The following is a 16,265-nucleotide window of genomic DNA, read 5'->3' as shown; positions in this document are numbered from 1 at the left end:
CTCCGTTGTCGGCCCGCGGACGCTTCGGCGACCCGCAGGGCCGGGGCGAACTCCCAGGTCAACCGGTCATTGGCTGACCTGTCGGCCGGAGGCGTGGATCGGGCACGTGGTGCGCGCCGGGCAGCGGTCGCAGTCTGCGTTCTCGGCGGCCCGGTACCCGGGCCCGACGGACGAGCCGGCGGCGACCTGCACCGCCTCCAGCCAGACCCGGACGCCCTGCTCGTCCAGCGGCGACTGCTCCAGCTCGGTGGCGCCGGTCTTCTTGTTCTCCTTCGCCACGTACAGCAGCCGCGCGCCGCCCGGGTCGGTGCCGAGGCCGAGGTGGGTGAAGCCGCCGAGCGCGGAGGCGAGCTGGTAGACGGCCAGCTGGGGGTGCTCCTGCGCCTCCTTCTTCGTGACCGGGTTCCGGCCGGTCTTGACGTCGACCACGACCGGACGACCCTCGCGGTCGGTCTCCAGCCGGTCGACGCGGCCCCGCACGCGCAGCCACGGGCCGCCGTCCTGCTTCGGCACCTCGACCGAGATCTCCTCCTCGACCGCGACCTGGGTGAGCTGGTCGCGGCTGGAGGCGAGCCAGGCCAGGAACGTGTCGAGCATCCGCTCCACCCGCTGCCGCTCGCGGCGGGAGAACCAGGGCGCGCCCGCGTCCACCGCGGCCCACGCCTCGTCGAGCCGGACCCGCAGCTCCTTCTCGTCGGCGCCGGTGGCGGCGGCCTGGGCGAGCGCGTGCACGAGGGTGCCGGTGATCGAGGCCAGCTCCGCCGGGTCCTGGCCGCCGTGCCGCTCGACGACCCACCGCAGCGGGCACGTGGCCAGCGTCTCGACCGTGGACGGCGACACGCTGACCGTGTGCTCCTCGGTCCACAGTGGATCGTCGGTGGTCACGTCGTGCAGGCCGTACCAGGAGTCGGGGTGCGCGCCGGGCACGCCCTCGGCGGCGAGGCGGGCGAGCTGCGCCGCCGCGCGCTCCCTGCGCCCGGCGGGCTCGTCGTCGTCGCACACGACCCGGCGCAGCTCGCCGACCAGCTCGGCGAGCACCAGGCCGCGCTCGGGGGTGTGGGTGCGCCGCTCGGGTTCGTCGGTGGACAGCTCCTCGATCTCGTCGAGGAACCGCGACGGCTGCTCGTCCTCGCCGCGCACCGCGCTGACCAGCAGCGTCCGCTCGGCGCGGCTGGCGGCGACGAGCAGCAGCCGCCGTTCCTCGGCCAGCAGCGGCGCGATCGCGGACACCGTCTCCGACGGCACGCCCGCGACGAGGTCGACCAGCCGCTCCACGCCGAGCAGCGAACCCCGCAGCCGCAGGTCCGGCCACGAGCCCTCCTGCACGCCGGGCACCGCCACGACCGTCCACTCGCGACCGGCGGCGGCGTGCGCGGTGAGCACGGACACCGCCTCGCCCACGGGCGCGGACGCGGCCATCGTGTCGCCCGCGAACCGCTGCGCGGCCAGGTAGTCGGCGAAGCCCTCGGGACCGGCGCCGGGCAGCCGGTCGACGTACTTCGCGGCGGCCTCGAACAGGCCGACGACGGCGTCCAGGTCGCGGTCTGCCTGCATGCCGGTGGTGCCGCGCCGGGCGGACTGCGCCACCCAGCGGTTCTCCAGGCCGGTGGCCCGCCACAGCTCCCACAGCACCTGCTCGACGCTCAGCCCGTCGGCGATGGCCTTGCGCGTGGTGCGCAGCAACCCGCCGACGCGCCGCGCGGGCTGCGCCTCGGCGTCCTCCAGCGCGGCGAGCCGGTCGGCGGTCTCGATCACCTCGGCGAGCAGCTCGCCGCTGGACCGGTCGCCGCCGGCGGCCAGCTCCAGCCGCCGCAGGCCGCGGCGCAACCGACGCAGCGCCAACGGGTCCGCGCCGCCCAGCGGCGAGGACAGCAGCATCGCGGCGGTGTCCTCGTCGAGGCTGCCGGGGACGGCGGCGCAGCGCAGCAGCGCCAGGAACGGGATGACCGCGGGCTGCTGGGCGAGCGGCAGCTCGTCGTGCGGGACGGCGACCGGCACGCCCGCCGCGAGCAGCGCCCGTTGCAGCACGGGCAGGACGCGGGTGGCGGACCGCGCGACGACGGCCATCCGCGACCACGGCACCCCGTCGATCAGGTGGGCGCGGCGCAGCTGGTCGGCCACCCACGCGGCCTCCTGCGCGCCGGACGCGAACAGCCGCACCCGGACGTGGCCCTCGCCGTCGACGGGGCTCACCTCGCGGGTCGGCGACGCGCCGGGCAGGCGCAGCGCCAGGCGGCCGACGGCGGCCCGGACCTCCGGCGCCATGCGGTGGCCCTCGCGCAGCACGGCGGTGGGCGCGTCCGCGTCGGCCAGCAGGGTCGGGTCGGCGCCGCGGAACGAGAAGATCGCCTGGTCCGGGTCGCCGACCAGGATGAACTCGTCGGCGGTGGAGCCGAGGCTCGCGAGGAACGCGAGCTGGAGCGGGTCGAGGTGCTGGGCGTCGTCGACCAGGAGGTGGCGGACGCGGCGGCGTTCGCCGTCGAGCACGCCCGGTTCGGTCTCGAACGCGAGCAGCGCGTTGTCGACCAGCTCGGCGGCGTCGTACGACGGCGCGTGCCCCTGCCCGCTGCTGGTCAGCAGGTTGACCTGCTCGTACTGGGTGGCGAACAGGCCGGCCGCGACCCACTCCTCGCGGGACTGCTTGCGGCCCAGCTCGGTCAGCTCCTCGGGGGCGAGGCCGCGCTCGGTGGCGCGCTGCATGAGGTCGCGCAGCTCGGCGGCGAAGCCGGGCAGGGTGAGCGCGGGGCGCAGCCGCTCGGGCCACTTCGGCGCGCCCATCGCCACGTCGCCCTCCAGCAGCTCGCGCACCACGGCGTCGTGCTCGGGGCCGGCCAGCAGGCGCGGCGGCTCCTCGCCGAGCAGCGCGGCCTGGTTGCGCAGCACGGCGAACGCGTACGAGTGGACCGTGCGGACCAGGGGTTCCTGCGTGGTGGGCAGCACGCCGTCGTCGACGGCCCGCGCCGTCAGCAGGCGGGTGATCCGGGCGCGCATGGCCTCGGCGGCGCGGCGGTTCGCGGTGAGCACCAGCACCCGCTCGGGGTGCGCGCCCCGGCGCAGCACGCGGTCGGCCACGACCTCCGCGATCAGCGTCGTCTTGCCCGTGCCGGGTCCGCCGAGCACGCGCAGCGGACCGCCGGGGTGCTCGAACACCCGGCGCGCGGCGGGCTCCCAGTCGTGCCGGGGCTCCTCCTGCCGTTCCGGGCGCACCAGCAACGGAGCCCTGTTCACCACCACGGCGGTAGATGCAACCACGTCGCACCGACAGGGGCGGCACGGGCACCTCGTGGAAAGCTGTCGGCGTGGACGAACAGTTGCACGAGATGGTCCGCGAGGTCGTGCGCTCCATCCCCAGCGGGCGCGTCGCCACCTACGGCGACGTCGCCGACATCGCCCGCGCCCCGTCGCCCCGGATGGTCGGCGCGGTCCTCAACCAGGACGGGCACGACCTGCCGTGGCACCGGGTGCTCAAGGCCAACGGCACGTGCGCCCCCCACCTCGCCGACGAGCAGCTGCGGCTGCTCCGCGAGGAGGGGGTGCCGTCGCTCGACGGCAAGGTGGACCTGCGCGCGTACCGGTGGGAGGACGCCGTCAGGGAGAAGGAAGAGCCCCCGGGCCTGTGGTGACCGCGCGGTCGCGCCCGTCGAGGCGCGCCTGCACGCGGGCCACCTCGGCGTGCACGTCGGGGTCCCGCGTCAGCGCGGCCGCGAGCTTGAGCTGCGGCAGCGCCTCGGCGTGCCTGCTCCGCCTGCTCAGCGTGCGGCCGAGCAGCAGGCGGGCGTAGCCGTCGGACGGGTCCAGCTCGACCAGCCTGGTCAGCACCTCCTCCGCCCTGCCCAGCGAGGCGGACCGGAAGTGCGCCAGCGCCAGCTCGGTCAGCACGGTGCGGTCGGTCGGCGCCTGCTCGGCGGCCTCCGCGAGGTAGCGGGCGGCGCCGCTCGGGTCGCCGGCGGCGAGGAACATCCGCCCCTTGCGCAGCAGTTCGCTGATCACGTCGTCCTCCTACTGGTCGATCTTCTCGTCCGCGGGGCCCGCGTGCGGGACGTGCGTCCCGCCGAGCCGCCCGGCCCGGAAGTCCTCGATGGCCTCGATGATCTCGGCGCGCGTGTTCATGACGAACGGGCCGTGGCGCGCGACGGGCTCGTTCAGCGGCAGCCCGCCCAGGACCAGCACGTCCTGGTCGGTCTCCGCCCGGAGGGTGATCGCCCGCCCGCGATCGAGCACCGCGAGCTGCCCCTCCTCCAGCGGCCGGTGCTCGTGGCCGACCGTGCCGCGGCCGTGCAGCACGTAGACCATGGCGTTGAACTCCTCCGGCCACGGGAGCCGGAGGCGCGCGCCGGGGGCGAGCGTGGCGTGCAGGTAGGTGATCGGCGTGTGCGTCGCGCCGGGGCCGCGGAAGCCCGCGACGTCACCGGCGATGACGCGGACCAGCGCGCCGCCGTCGTCGCCGGCCAGCAGCACCGCGTCGGCGGGCCGGATGTCCTGGTAGCGCGGCGGGGTCCACTTCGCGGCCCTCGGCAGGTTGACCCACAGCTGCACGCCGTGGAACAGACCGCCCCGGGCCACCAGGTCCTGCGGCGGCAGCTCCGAGTGCAGGACGCCGGAGCCGGCCGTCATCCACTGCGTGCCGCCGTCGGTGATCAGGCCGCCGCCGCCCGCCGAGTCCTCGTGCTCGAAGGCCCCGTCGATGATGTAGGTGACGGTCTCGAACCCGCGGTGCGGGTGCCACGGCGCGCCCTTCGCCTCGCCGGGGCCGTACTCGACGGCGCCCATGTGGTCGAGGAGCAGGAACGGGTCGGCGAGCGCGAGGTCCACGCCCGGGAAGGGGCGGCGGACCTGGAAGCCCTCGCCCTCCAGCGACCTGCGGGCCCGGACGACCCGCTTCACCGGCCGCCACGCGGTGGTGGCCTCGGGCAGGACGGGGAGGCGGGGCAGGGTGAGGGTGTCGGCGGTGACGGCGGGCATGGCTGCCTCCTTCGGGCCGGCCACCCGGTGCGGTGGCCTCGACCGTGTCAACCTGATTGAGAGTTCAACTATTCCGCCACCCGCCGTCACCACGAGATCGCGCGGATGGGGGAAGATGCCCCGAGGAGAGGGGGCGTCACATGAACAGCCCGATCGTCGACCACCCGTTGGTCGCCACCTACCTGGACGCCCTGCGGCGGCAGTCGGTGGCCCTGCCCGAGCCGCGCCGCGCGGAACTGGACGAGGAGGTCCGCGCCTACCTCGCGCGCACCCTGCCGGAGGACGCCGCCGAGGACGACGTGCGCGACCTGCTGGACCGGCTGGGCACACCCGGCGACGTCGTGTCGACCGAACTCGCCGAGGCGTACGCCGAGGCCCCCGCCGACACCCGCCCCGCCGACCCGGACGACTGGGAGCCCGCGCGCGAGCCGCTGCGGGTCCTCGACGTCCTGGGCCTGGCGCTGCTGCTGGTCGGCGCGGTGCTGGTGCCCTTCGGGCACCTGGCGGGCGCGGTGCTGGTCGGCGCGTCCCGGCGGTGGTCGATCCCGGTGCGGGTGCTGCTCGTCGGCGTGCCCGCCGCGCTGCACGTGCTGCTCGCCCTCCTGGCGGACGACTGGTACTCCGGCCTGCTCGTCCTGCCCTTCACCGCCACGCAGGTCGCCGCGCTGACCGCCACCTGGTACTTCTTCTCGCGCGCGGACCGCGAGTAGGGGTCAGGCCACGCCCCGGAAGCACCGGGCCTCGTAGTACCGCAGCAGCACGGCCTCCACGACCCTCGGGTGCGCCCCGATCGGCGCGGCCACCACGTCCGCCCCGGACGCCGCGACCGCCCGGTGGAACAGCCCCGGCGCCAGCAGCCACGACGCCACCGCCACCCGTCCCGGGGCGCGCCCCACGACCTCGGGGACGCTCGGCGACGCGGTCGCGGCGTACCCGACGGCCACCGGCCCGACCCGGCGCGCCAGGGCGTCGGCCACGGCCCGCACGTCCGCCAGCGCCCGCGCGTCCGACGACCCGGCCGCCGCCAGCACCACCGAGTCGCCCGGCCGGTAGCCGGCCTCGTGCAGGCGGGCCAGCACGGCGGGTGCCAGGGCGGGCCCGATCGGGTCCGCGACCACCACGTCCGGGTGACCGGACGCCTCGACCTGGGTCGGGATGTCGACCCGCACGTGGTAGCCGGCCGCGAGGAACGCGGGCACCACCACGGCCGGTCCCCGCACCGACGACAGCACCGACGTCACGTCGGGCCGCCGCACGTCGGCGTAGGCGACGCGCACCGGCACGCCGCCGAGCCGCGCCCGGACCAGGGAGGCGATCTCCTCGACCACCTCGGCGCCCGCCGGGTCGCGGGTGCCGTGGGCGACGAGGACGAGGGTCATACGGCCACCCCGGCGGGGTCCGTGGCGAGGCGGTAGCCGCGCTTCACGACGGTGGCGACCATGCGCGGTTCGCCGAGGGCGGTGCGCAGCCGGCCGATCGCGGTCTCCACGGCGTGCTCCTCGCCGCCGCCGGGCAGGGCCGCGAGCAGGTCGCGCCGGGACACGACCCGGCCGCGCGCCGCCGCCAGCACCCGCAGCACGGCCATCGGGGCGGGCGGCACGGGCCGCAGCTCGCCGTCCACGACGACCGCCTGGCCGCGCAGCTCGACCTCCCGGGCGGCGATGCTCAGGCGGGTCGCGCGGGCGGGGAGTTGCAGGGTCAGCTCGCGGGCCAGCGCGCCGATGCGGGCGCGGGCCGGCTGGACGACGGGGACGCCGGCGGCCACCAGCGGCCCCGCGGTGATCGCGCCGACGCCCACGACGAGCACGTCGCCGCGCAGCAGCGCGACCAGCTCGTCGTACCTGCCGGTGGCGCGGGCGGTGCGCAGCACGGACGCGGCGGCGGGCGCGCTGGTGAACGTCAGGGCGTCGACCTGGCCCGCGAGGACCGCGTCGAGCAGCCGCTCCAGCGGCCCCGGGTCGGCCGGGCCGGTCCACCGGTAGACCGGGACCTCGATGACGGTGGCGCCCGCCTCGCGCAGGGTGGACGTGAAGTCCGGCAGCGGCTCGCCGTGCAGCTGCACCGCGACGCGCTTGCCCGCCACCCCGGCGCGCAGCAGGTGGTCCAGCAGCTCGGCGTTGCTCTCCCCCTCCGGGGACCACGCCTCGACCAGGCCCGCCGCCCGCACCGCGCCCTTGGCCTTGGGGCCGCGCGGCAGCACCCGCGCCGCCGACAGCCTCCCCAGCAGCCGCGCCGCCAGGCCCCAGCCCTCGGCGGCCTCGAACCAGCCCCGGAAGCCGATGCCGGTGGTCGCCACCGCGATGTCCACCGGCTCCTCCACCACCGCGCGGGTGGCGGCGAGCAGCTCGGTGTCGTCCGGCAGCGGCACGATCCGGATGGCCGGGCCGTGCAGCACGGTCGCGCCCTTGCGCTCCAGCAGGGCGCCCAGCTCGTCGGCCCGCCGGGCGGCGGTCACGCCGACCGTGTACCCGGCCAGCGGGGCGGCGGTCACGGGGACCCGACCTGGACGACGCCGTCGGCCACGACCACCGGGTGCACGGGCACGCCCGTCGACGGGTCGTCGAGGCACGTGCCGCTGGTCAGCTCGAACGCCTGCTTGTAGACCGGGGACACCACGACGGGCACGCCGCCGCGGTCGCCGACGATGCCCCGCGACAGCACGGCCGCGCCGCTGAACGGGTCGATGTTGCCCAGCGCGTGCACGGTGCCCGCCGAGGTCAGGAACACCGCCACCTGCGAGCCGTCCGGCAGCAGGGCGGCCACCCCCCGGTCGGGCAGCAGGGCGCTCAACTCGCACACGGGTGTCATCGCGATACCTCCGCTGGGTCGTTCGCTCCGCTCAGGGCTGGTACCCCCAGCAGGACCGGCACCTTCTGCCCGCGCTCCTCGCGGAACGAGATCGTGGGGTCGGGCGTGCCCGGCGCGTTGACGAAGGAGGTGAACCGGGCGAGCTTCTCCGGGTCGTCCAGCACGCCGCGCCACTCGTCCGCGTAGTTGTCCACGTGCCTGGACATCGCGGCCTCCAGGTCGGCGCAGATGCCGAGGCTGTCGTCCACGATCACCGCGCGCAGGTGGTCGAGGCCGCCGTCGAGGCTCTCGATCCAGGCGGACGTGCGCTGCAACCGGTCCGCCGTGCGGATGTAGAACATCAGGAACCGGTCGATGAGCCTGATCAGCGTCGCCGTGTCCACGTCGGAGGCGATGAGGTCGGCGTGGCGCGGGGTGAAGCCGCCGTTGCCGCCCACGTACAGGTTCCAGCCGTTCTCGGTGGCGATGACGCCGAAGTCCTTGCCGCGGGCCTCGGCGCACTCGCGGGCGCACCCGGACACCGCGGACTTGAGCTTGTGCGGCGAGCGCAGGCCCCGGTAGCGCAGCTCCAGCTCGATGGCCAGCGACACCGAGTCCTGCACGCCGAAGCGGCACCACGTGGTGCCGACGCACGACTTCACCGTGCGCAGCGACTTGCCGTAGGCGTGGCCGGACTCGAAACCCGCGTCCACGAGCCGCCTCCAGATCCGCGGCAGCTGGTCCACGGTCGCGCCGAACAGGTCGATCCGCTGCCCGCCGGTGATCTTGGTGTAGAGGCCGAAGTCGCGGGCGACCTCGCCGATGACGATGAGCTTCTCGGCGGTGATCTCGCCGCCGGGGATGCGCGGCACGACCGAGTAGGTGCCGTTGCGCTGGATGTTGGCCAGGAAGTGGTCGTTGGTGTCCTGGAGCGCGGCCTGCTCGCCGGCGAGGATGTGCCCGTTGTCCAGCGAGGCGAGGATCGAGGCGACGGTGGGCTTGCAGATGTCGCAGCCCCGGCCCCGGCCGAAGCGGGACACCAGCCCGGTGAACGTGGTGGCGCCGGTGGACCGGGCGATCTCGAACAGCTCGGCGCGGGACTGGTCGAAGTGCTCGCACAGCGCCTTGGACTGCTCCACGCCGCACTCGGCCAGCAACTTCTTCAGCATCGGCACGCACGAGCCGCAGCCGGTGCCCGCCTTGGTGCACGCCTTGATCCCCGGCACGTCGACCGCGTCACCGGAGGCCACCGCGTCCACGACCCGCTGCTTGGTGACGGCGTGGCACGAGCACACCTGCGCGTCGTGCGGCAGGGACAGCTCGACGCCCCCCGACGGGCCGATCAGCGCCACCGGGTCGCCGGGCACCGCGCGCCCGACCAGGGGTCGCAGCAGGGGGTACTTGGAGGCGTCGCCGACGAGGATGCCGCCGAGCAGGGTCCTGGCGTCGTCGGACACCACGACCTTGGCGTAGGTGCCCGCGACGGCGTCGTTCACCACGACCTCCAGCGCGCCCTCCTGCTTCGCGTGCGCGTCGCCGAACGAGGCCACGTCGACGCCGAGGAGCTTGAGCTTGGTGGACAGGTCGGCGCCCGGGAACGCCGAGGAGCCGCCGAGCAGCCGGTCCGCGACGACCTCCGCCATCGAGTAGCCCGGCGCGACCAGCCCGTAGACCACCCCGTCGAGGTTGGCGCACTCGCCGACGGCGTACACGTCGGGGTCGGACGTGCGGCACGCCCCGTCCACGACGATCCCGCCCCGTTCGCCGACGGCCAGGCCGGCGGAGCGGGCCAGCTCGTCGCGCGGCCGGATGCCCGCGGAGAACACGACGACGTCGAGGTCCAGCTCGACGCCGTTGGACAGCGCCGCCACGAGCCGGCCGCGGTGGTCGCGCTCGATGGACGACGCGGACGTGCCGGTGTGGACGGTGAGGTCGAGCTTCTCCACCAGCCGCTTGAGCAGGCCCGCGCCGCCCTCGTCGACCTGGAGCGGCATCAGGCGCGGACCGAGTTCCACGACGTGCGGGGAGACGCCCATGCCGCGCAGCGCGTTCGCGGCCTCCAGGCCGAGCAGGCCGCCGCCGAGCACCATGCCCGCGTGCCGGCCGCTGGACCGGGCGCCCTCCACGGTGGCGCGGATGGCGTCCAGGTCGTCGATGGTGCGGTAGACGTGGCAGCCGGGCAGGTCGCGGCCCGGCACGGGCGGCACGAACGGCACCGAGCCGGTGGCCAGCGCGAGGGCGTCGTAGGGCTGCGCGCGGCCGCTCGCCGTGCGCACCACCTTCGCGGTCCGGTCCAGCTCCACGACCCGGTCGCCGAGCACCAGCTCGACCGCGCCGTCGTGCGGCGCGAGGGCCAGCGCCGAGGCGTCCCAGGCGTCCACGTAGGACGACAGGGCGACGCGGTCGTAGGCGGGGCGGGTCTCCTCGGCGAATACGACGACCCGCCACCGGTCGGTCGCGTCCTTCTCGCGGAGGGCCTCCACGAGGCGGTGGCCGACCATGCCGTGACCCACCACCACGAGCGTTCGCGTCATGGGACCAATCCCTTCCTCCTGCCCGGCCATGCTCACCGGGCACCGTGTCGTGCCAAGGTCGCGAATGTTGCGCGGGCGTTAAAGGACGCTCACGCCGCACGTCGGAGCGGTGTGCGTCACACGCCCGCGTAGGCGAGGCTGGGCACGCGCACGAGGACGCGCCGCCGCAGGTAGAACCACCACGTGGTGGCCACGCACAACCCGTAGAACACGAGGAACGCGGTCAGCGCGGGGGCGAGGGTCCTGCTGCCCTCCAGGGAGAACTTGAACACCAGGTTGACGAGCACGCCGCCGAACGCGCCGATCGCGCCCGCGATGCCGACCACCGCCGCCGCCTGCCGCTTGGCCGAGCGCACGTCGTCGCTCTGCGTGGCGAAGATCGCCGGGATCATCCGGTAGGTCGAGCCGTTGCCGACGCCCGCCAGCACGAAGAGGGCGACGAACGAGCCGAAGAACAGCGCGAAGCTGCCGACCTCGATGCTCACCAGCAGGCCGACCGTGCCGGCGGCGAGCCCGAGGAACGTGGCCAGGGTGATCCGCGCGCCGCCGAACCGGTCGGCGAGCCACCCGCCCAGCGGCCTGCTCACCGAGCCGATCAGCGCGCCGATGAACGCCAGCGCGACGAAGCCCTTGTAGTCGGCGAAGCTGATCCTGATGAGCGACGGGAACGCGAACGAGAAGCCGATGAACGACCCGAACGTGCCGATGTAGAGGAACGACATCACCCACGTGTGCTTGTTGGACAGCGCCCTGCGGTAGGACGTGCCGTCCGGCTTGGCCTGGGTGAGGCTGTCCATGAAGAACCAGGCGCAGGCGGTGGCGACCACGATGAACGGCATCCAGAACAGCGCCGCGTAGGCCAGGTTCACGCCGGTGCCGATCGAGATGACGATCGGCACGACGAGCTGCACCATCGCCACGCCCAGGTTGCCGCCCGCCGCGTTCAGGCCGAGCGCGAGGCCCTTCCTGCCCTCCGGGTAGAAGAACGAGATGTTCGCCATCGAGGACGAGAAGTTGCCGCCGCCGAAGCCCATCGCGGCCGACGTGAGCAGGAAGAACCAGTACGGCGTGCCCGGGTCGGAGACCGCGATCGCCAGCATGGCGCACGGCACCAGCAGCAGGCCCGCGCTGATCGCGGTCCACGCCCGCCCGCCGAAGCGCGGCACCGCGAACGTGTAGGGGATGCGCAGCACCGCGCCCACCAGGTTCGGCACGATCAGCAGCCAGAACACCTGGCCGACGCCGAACGAGAACCCGACGGTGCCGAGGCTCACCACCACGATGGACATCAGGCTCCACACGGTGAAGCCCAGGTTCTCCGCCAGGATCGAGAACACGAGGTTCTTGCGGGCGACCCGCTTGCCGGTGGTCTCCCAGAACGCCGGGTCCTCCGGCTCCCAGTGGTCGATCCACCGCCCGCCGCGCTTCGCCGGCGACGCGGCGCCCCTCGTCTCCACGACCGTGCTCATCGGACCTCCAGGACAGCGGTTCTCGTTGCGTGCCAACGGTAGGAACGGCCGGTTACCGAGGCGTGCGACCACGTGTCGCCGCCGGCAACTCCGGCGCACATCACGCGGACTGGGGCTGTGAGGCCGCGAGCCAGTCGACGATGCCGCACACGGCGTCCCTGCAGCCGCCGCAGCCGGTGCTCGCGCGGGTGGCGTCCGCGATGGCCGACAGCGAGGTGGCGCCCGCGCGCCACGCGGTGACCAGCTGCCCCTTGCTGACCGTGTTGCAGCGGCACACCACCGCGGACGCGGGCAGGTCGGCCGGGCTCGCCTCGGCGGCCCCGGCGGGCAGGGCGCGGCCGAGCAGCAGCGCCAGCCGGTCGGTGGGCGCGGGCAGGCCGCGGTCGTAGAGCTGGACGATGGCCGCCGCGGCGTCCGGGGCGCCGAGCACGATGGCCCCGGTGACGCGGTCGTCGCGCAGCACCAGCTTGGCGTACCGGCCGCGCGCCGGGTCCTGGAAGCACAGCACCTCGGCGTCGGGCGAGTCGACCTCCACGTGCGCGTCGCCGAGCGCGGCGAGGTCCACGTCCCGGGCCTTGAGCCTGGTCACGACGGTGGTGCCGGCGTAGCGGGCGGCGGGCGCGACGCCGGTGAGCCGGTCGGCGAGCACGGCCGCCTGCTCCCACGCGGGCTGGACCAGCCCGGACACCGTGCCCACGTGCTGGGCGCAGTCGCCGAGGGCGTGCACGCGCGGGTCGCTGGTGCGCAGCGCGTCGTCCACCAGGACGCCCCGGTCGACGTCGAGGCCCGCCTGCTCGGCCAGCGCCGTCTCCGCCCGGACGCCCGCCGACACGACCACCAGGTCCGCGGGGACGTGCGTGCCGTCGGCCAGCTCCAGCCCCTCGCCCGGCGCGTACCGCGAGGCCGGCGTGCCGAGCCGGAACTCGATGCCGAGGCCCTGGAGGGTCCTGGCGAGCACCCGGCCCGCGCCCGCGTCCAGCTGGCGCTCCATCAGGTGCCCGACCGGGTGCACGACGGTGACCAGGCAGCCGCGACCGGCCAGGCCGCGGGCCGCCTCCAGGCCGAGCAGGCCGCCGCCGAGGACCGCGACCGGCGTGCCCGGCGACGCCTCCGCCACGATCCGCGCGCAGTCGTCCAGCGACCGGAACGCCACCACGCCGGGCGCGAGGGCGCCGTTGCCGTCGAGCAGGCCCGGCGTGGGCGGCACCCACGGCCGCGAGCCCGTGGCCAGCACCAGCGCGTCGTAGGGCACCTCGGTGTCGTCCACGTGCACGACCCGGCGGGTGCGGTCGACCTTGGTGACCGCGCCGCCGAGCCGCAGGTCCACGTGGTGCTTCGCGGCCCAGTCGGGGGCGTGCAGGCGCACCGCGTCCGGCGTGAGGGAGCCCGCCACGACGCTGGAGAGCAGCACCCGGTTGTACGCCGGGTGCGGCTCGTCGCCCAGCACGGTCAGCGCGACCCGCTCCCCGCCCGGGTCGCGACGGCGGACCTCGTCGGCCAGTCGGGCGCCGGCCATGCCGTAGCCCACGACCACCACGTTCCTCATACCGTCTCCAATCGGACCGCGCACACCTTGAACTCGGGCATCCGGCTGGTCGGGTCCAGCGCCGGGTTGGTCAGCAGGTTCGCGCGCCCCTCGCCCGCGTAGTGGAAGGGCAGGAACACCACGTCGACGCGCATGGACGGCACGCAGCGCACCCGCGCCAGCGTCCGGCCGCGACGCGACACGACGGCCGCGCGGTCGCCGTGCGCGAGGCCCGCGCGGGTCGCGGTGTCCGGGTGGACCTCCACGTACGCCTCGGGCTCGGCCGCGTTCAGCTCGGCCACCAGCCGGGTCTGCGCGCCCGACTGGTAGTGCTGGAGCACCCGGCCCGTGGTGGCCTGGAGCGGGTACTCCGCGTCGGGCGGCTCGGCCGGCCCCCGGTGCTCGACCGGGACGAACCGGGCCAGGCCGTCGGGGTGGGCGAACCGGTCGAGGAACACGCGGGGCGTGCCGCGCCCGGCCGGTCCGCCCGCGACGACGGGCCAGTGCAGCGCCTCGCCGTCCCGCAGCCGCCGGTAGGTGACGCCGGAGTAGTCGGCGGGGCCGCCCGCCGACGCCCGCCGCAGCTCCTCGAACACCACCTCGGGCTCGGTGGGGAACCGCTCGGCGGGCTGGCCGAGGCGGGTGGCGAGGCCCTGGAGCACGTCGAGGTCGCCGCGCACCCCCTCGGGCGGGGCCACGGCCCGCTGCCGCAGCAGCACGCGGCCCTCGAGGTTGGTCATGGTGCCGCTCTCCTCCGCCCACTGGGTGACCGGCAGCACGACGTCGGCGACCGCGGCCGTCTCGGACAGCACGAGGTCGGCCACGACCAGCAGGTCCAGGGCCGCCAGCCGGTCGGCGACGTGCCGCGAGTGGGGCGCGGAGACGACCACGTTGCTGCCGAACACCAGCAGCGCCCTCGGCCCGCCGGGCTGCCCGAGGGCGTCGAGCAGCTCGTAGGCCGACCGGCCGGGGCCGGGCAGGTCGTCCACGCCCCACACGCCCTTGACGTGCTCGCGGGCCGCCGGGTCGTCGATCTTCCGGTAGCCGGGCAGCTGGTCGGCCTTCTGGCCGTGCTCCCGGCCGCCTTGGCCGTTGCCCTGGCCGGTGAGGCAGCCGTAGCCGGAGTACCGGCGGCCGGGCAGGCCCAGGGACAGGGCGAGGTTGATCCACGCCGACACGGTGTCCGTGCCGCCGGCGTGCTGCTCGGTGCCGCGGCCGGTGAGCACGACGGCGTTCTCCGCCTCGGCCAGCAGGCGCACGGCGGCGCGCTGGTCCGCGACCGGCACGCCGGTGACCCGCTCCACCCGCTCCGGCCACCAGGTCGCGGCGATCCGCCACGCCTCGTCGAAGCCGGTGGTGCGCTCGGCCAGGTACTCCTCGTCCAGGTGCCCGTCTGCGACGACGGTGTGCAGCAGGCCCAGCGCGAGCGCCAGGTCGGTGCCCGGCGCGGGCTGGAGGTGCAGCGTGGCCAGCTCGGCGGTGGCCGTGCGGCGCGGGTCGACCACGACCAGCCGCGCGCCCCTGAGGTGCTGCACGAACGGCGGCATGGTCTCCGCCGGGTTGCCGCCGACCAGCAGCGCGGCGTCCGCGCGGCCCAGGTCGGCGACCGGGAACGGCAGGCCCCGGTCCAGGCCGAACGCCCGGAGGCCCGCCGCGGCGGCGCTGGACATGCAGAACCGGCCGTTGTAGTCGATCTGCGAGGTGCCGAGGGCGACCCGGGCGAACTTGCCCAGCAGGTAGGACTTCTCGTTGGTCAGCCCGCCGCCGCCGAAGACGCCCACCGAGTCCGGTCCGTGCTCCGCGCGCAGCGCCCGCAGCTTCGCGGCGACCACGTCCAGCGCCTCGTCCCAGCCGGCGGGGCGCAGGTCGCCGTCGCGGCGGACCAGCGGCGTGGTCAGCCGGGCGGGCGAGGTCAGCAGCTCGGCCGACGTCCAGCCCTTCTGGCACAGCCCGCCGCGGTTGGTGGGGAACTCCCGGGGCGACACCACGCCGTCCGCGATGGACATGGCGCACTGGAGCGCGCAGTACGGGCAGTGGGTGTCCGTCTTCGGCGCGTCGGTTCGGGTCACGGGCCGACGGTAGGAACGGGCTGTTAACGGCGGACCGCGGCATGTTTCGTCCGCGCGAACTTGACTGCTCACCCCACCTGCCGCGCGGGTGAGGTCACGCGTTCAGAGCAGTTCGACGACCCGCGCCGCAGCGCGCTCCAGGCCCGTCAGCGACTGCACGCTCGACCGGGGGTGCAGCGCGTGCACGGCGAGCCGGAACAGCACCGCCCGCAGCACGACCTGCGGCCACTCCTCCAGGTGCGCCCAGCGCCCGAGGATGCCGTGGTCCGCGCCGCCCCAGGCGAGGGCGTCGACCGCGACGACGGCGGCCCCGTAGGAGCCCGGCCGCCAGTAGGCGGTGAAGTCGATGATCGCGGGGGCGGCGTCACCCGCGAACAGCACGTTGCCGAACAGGTCGCCGTGCACCACCTGCGGCTTCGCCGTGACCGGCTTGCGGTGGGCCGCGTACAGCTCGAACAGCCGGCCGCCGAGGTCCGGGGCCAGCTCGGTCTTCTCCTCGTCCCACGCGCAGCGGTCCGCGGTGGCGAACAGGTCGGTCCGGGTGTCGAGGAACCGGGGCCGGGTGAGCCCGGCGGTGGCCTGGTGCAGCTTCACCGCGACCTCGACGACCTCGTCGTGGCGCGGCTCGGCCTGGCCGGACAGGTACTTGGTCGCCGCCCAGCCGCCGACGACGTAGCGGCCGTCGGTGGAGCGCAGGGGTCTGGCCACGCGGAGGTTGTCCACGTCGAGCGCGTCGAGGGTCTTCGCGACCCAGGTGGCCTCGGCGGGCTTGCCCGCGGGGCGGATGGCCGCGTCGCCGCACCGCCACGCCGGTCCGCCGTCGATCAGCTCCGGCTCGGCGTCGCGCGCGCCGAACGCGGCGCGCACGTGCGACGGTGGCGGCTCCGGTGGCGACGACGGGTTCACGGCCGGCACGCTA

General features: G+C 75.3%; 13 protein-coding genes. 2 read left to right on the top strand and 11 right to left on the bottom strand.

Going from position 1 to position 16,265, the window contains the following annotated elements; genetic code table 11:
• Nucleotides 1-66: 66 nt before the first annotated feature.
• Nucleotides 67-3,228 carry an ATP-dependent helicase gene (locus CKY47_RS12935; protein WP_306745976.1) on the bottom strand — a complete coding sequence of 1,054 codons (3,162 nt, stop codon included), beginning with the start codon at nucleotides 3,226-3,228 and terminating at the stop codon, nucleotides 67-69.
• A 71-nt stretch (nucleotides 3,229-3,299) separates the two neighbouring features.
• Between CKY47_RS12935 and CKY47_RS12930 the strand changes: the two genes are divergently transcribed.
• Complete coding sequence (locus tag CKY47_RS12930) at nucleotides 3,300-3,623, top strand: MGMT family protein (protein ID WP_306745975.1); 324 nt, start codon at nucleotides 3,300-3,302, stop codon at nucleotides 3,621-3,623.
• On the opposite strand, the gene CKY47_RS12925 is transcribed toward CKY47_RS12930, so the two are convergent.
• Entirely contained in the window at nucleotides 3,589-3,990 is a 402-nt protein-coding gene (locus tag CKY47_RS12925; protein WP_306745974.1) for a tetratricopeptide repeat protein, read from the bottom strand. The genes CKY47_RS12930 and CKY47_RS12925 overlap by 35 nt on opposite strands.
• Nucleotides 3,991-3,999: 9 nt before the next feature.
• Nucleotides 4,000-4,962: a pirin family protein gene (locus CKY47_RS12920; protein WP_306745973.1), complete on the bottom strand. Its 963-nt coding sequence runs from the start codon at nucleotides 4,960-4,962 to the stop codon at nucleotides 4,000-4,002.
• Nucleotides 4,963-5,102: 140 nt separating this feature from the next.
• Between CKY47_RS12920 and CKY47_RS12915 the strand changes: the two genes are divergently transcribed.
• Nucleotides 5,103-5,672, top strand: coding sequence for an HAAS signaling domain-containing protein (locus tag CKY47_RS12915; protein WP_306745972.1), 570 nt, complete (start codon nucleotides 5,103-5,105; stop codon nucleotides 5,670-5,672).
• A 3-nt stretch (nucleotides 5,673-5,675) separates the two neighbouring features.
• Here the strand turns inward: CKY47_RS12915 and CKY47_RS12910 are convergent, their stop codons facing one another.
• The 8 genes from CKY47_RS12910 to CKY47_RS12875 all read right to left on the bottom strand — a co-directional run bounded on the left by CKY47_RS12910 (nucleotide 5,676) and on the right by CKY47_RS12875 (nucleotide 16,252).
• A complete protein-coding gene (locus CKY47_RS12910) occupies nucleotides 5,676-6,341 on the bottom strand; it encodes a sirohydrochlorin chelatase (protein ID WP_306745971.1) in 666 nt (221 codons plus the stop codon).
• A complete protein-coding gene (locus tag CKY47_RS12905) occupies nucleotides 6,338-7,453 on the bottom strand; it encodes a uroporphyrinogen-III synthase (RefSeq protein WP_306745970.1) in 1,116 nt (371 codons plus the stop codon). The genes CKY47_RS12910 and CKY47_RS12905 overlap by 4 nt, the downstream gene beginning before the upstream one ends.
• Nucleotides 7,450-7,770, bottom strand: a complete 321-nt coding sequence (gene nirD / locus CKY47_RS12900) for a nitrite reductase small subunit NirD (RefSeq protein ID WP_306745969.1) — start codon at nucleotides 7,768-7,770, stop codon at nucleotides 7,450-7,452. Before nirD ends, CKY47_RS12905 begins: the two co-directional genes overlap by 4 nt.
• Nucleotides 7,767-10,283 carry a nitrite reductase large subunit NirB gene (nirB, locus tag CKY47_RS12895; RefSeq protein ID WP_306745968.1) on the bottom strand — a complete coding sequence of 839 codons (2,517 nt, stop codon included), beginning with the start codon at nucleotides 10,281-10,283 and terminating at the stop codon, nucleotides 7,767-7,769. Before nirB ends, nirD begins: the two co-directional genes overlap by 4 nt.
• 116 nt (nucleotides 10,284-10,399) lie before the next feature.
• Nucleotides 10,400-11,752 carry an MFS transporter gene (locus tag CKY47_RS12890; RefSeq protein WP_306745967.1) on the bottom strand — a complete coding sequence of 451 codons (1,353 nt, stop codon included), beginning with the start codon at nucleotides 11,750-11,752 and terminating at the stop codon, nucleotides 10,400-10,402.
• Nucleotides 11,753-11,852: 100 nt separating this feature from the next.
• Nucleotides 11,853-13,298: an FAD-dependent oxidoreductase gene (locus CKY47_RS12885; RefSeq protein WP_306745966.1), complete on the bottom strand. Its 1,446-nt coding sequence runs from the start codon at nucleotides 13,296-13,298 to the stop codon at nucleotides 11,853-11,855.
• The gene (locus CKY47_RS12880) at nucleotides 13,295-15,283 is read right to left on the bottom strand and encodes a molybdopterin oxidoreductase family protein (RefSeq protein WP_306746019.1); all 1,989 of its coding nucleotides are present in this window, start codon (nucleotides 15,281-15,283) and stop codon (nucleotides 13,295-13,297) included. The genes CKY47_RS12885 and CKY47_RS12880 overlap by 4 nt, the downstream gene beginning before the upstream one ends.
• 165 nt (nucleotides 15,284-15,448) lie before the next feature.
• Nucleotides 15,449-16,252: a TIGR02569 family protein gene (locus CKY47_RS12875; protein WP_306745965.1), complete on the bottom strand. Its 804-nt coding sequence runs from the start codon at nucleotides 16,250-16,252 to the stop codon at nucleotides 15,449-15,451.
• Nucleotides 16,253-16,265: the final 13 nt, after the last annotated feature.

This window comes from Saccharothrix longispora, assembly GCF_030852425.1.
Lineage (GTDB): Bacteria > Actinomycetota > Actinomycetes > Mycobacteriales > Pseudonocardiaceae > Actinosynnema > Actinosynnema longispora.
This window is presented reverse-complemented; position numbering and strand designations above follow the sequence as displayed.

Bases quoted from the DNA above. Each gene is read 5' to 3' on its own strand.
- CKY47_RS12910 (WP_306745971.1), bottom strand. From the start codon at position 6,341: ATGACCCTCGTCCTCGTCGCCCACGGCACCCGCGACCCGGCGGGCGCC.
- CKY47_RS12920 (WP_306745973.1), bottom strand. From the start codon at position 4,962: ATGCCCGCCGTCACCGCCGACACCCTCACCCTGCCCCGCCTCCCCGTC.
- CKY47_RS12915 (WP_306745972.1), top strand. From the start codon at position 5,103: ATGAACAGCCCGATCGTCGACCACCCGTTGGTCGCCACCTACCTGGAC.
- nirB (WP_306745968.1), bottom strand. From the start codon at position 10,283: ATGACGCGAACGCTCGTGGTGGTGGGTCACGGCATGGTCGGCCACCGC.
- nirD (WP_306745969.1), bottom strand. From the start codon at position 7,770: ATGACACCCGTGTGCGAGTTGAGCGCCCTGCTGCCCGACCGGGGGGTG.
- CKY47_RS12890 (WP_306745967.1), bottom strand. From the start codon at position 11,752: ATGAGCACGGTCGTGGAGACGAGGGGCGCCGCGTCGCCGGCGAAGCGC.
- CKY47_RS12885 (WP_306745966.1), bottom strand. From the start codon at position 13,298: ATGAGGAACGTGGTGGTCGTGGGCTACGGCATGGCCGGCGCCCGACTG.
- CKY47_RS12880 (WP_306746019.1), bottom strand. From the start codon at position 15,283: ATGTCCATCGCGGACGGCGTGGTGTCGCCCCGGGAGTTCCCCACCAAC.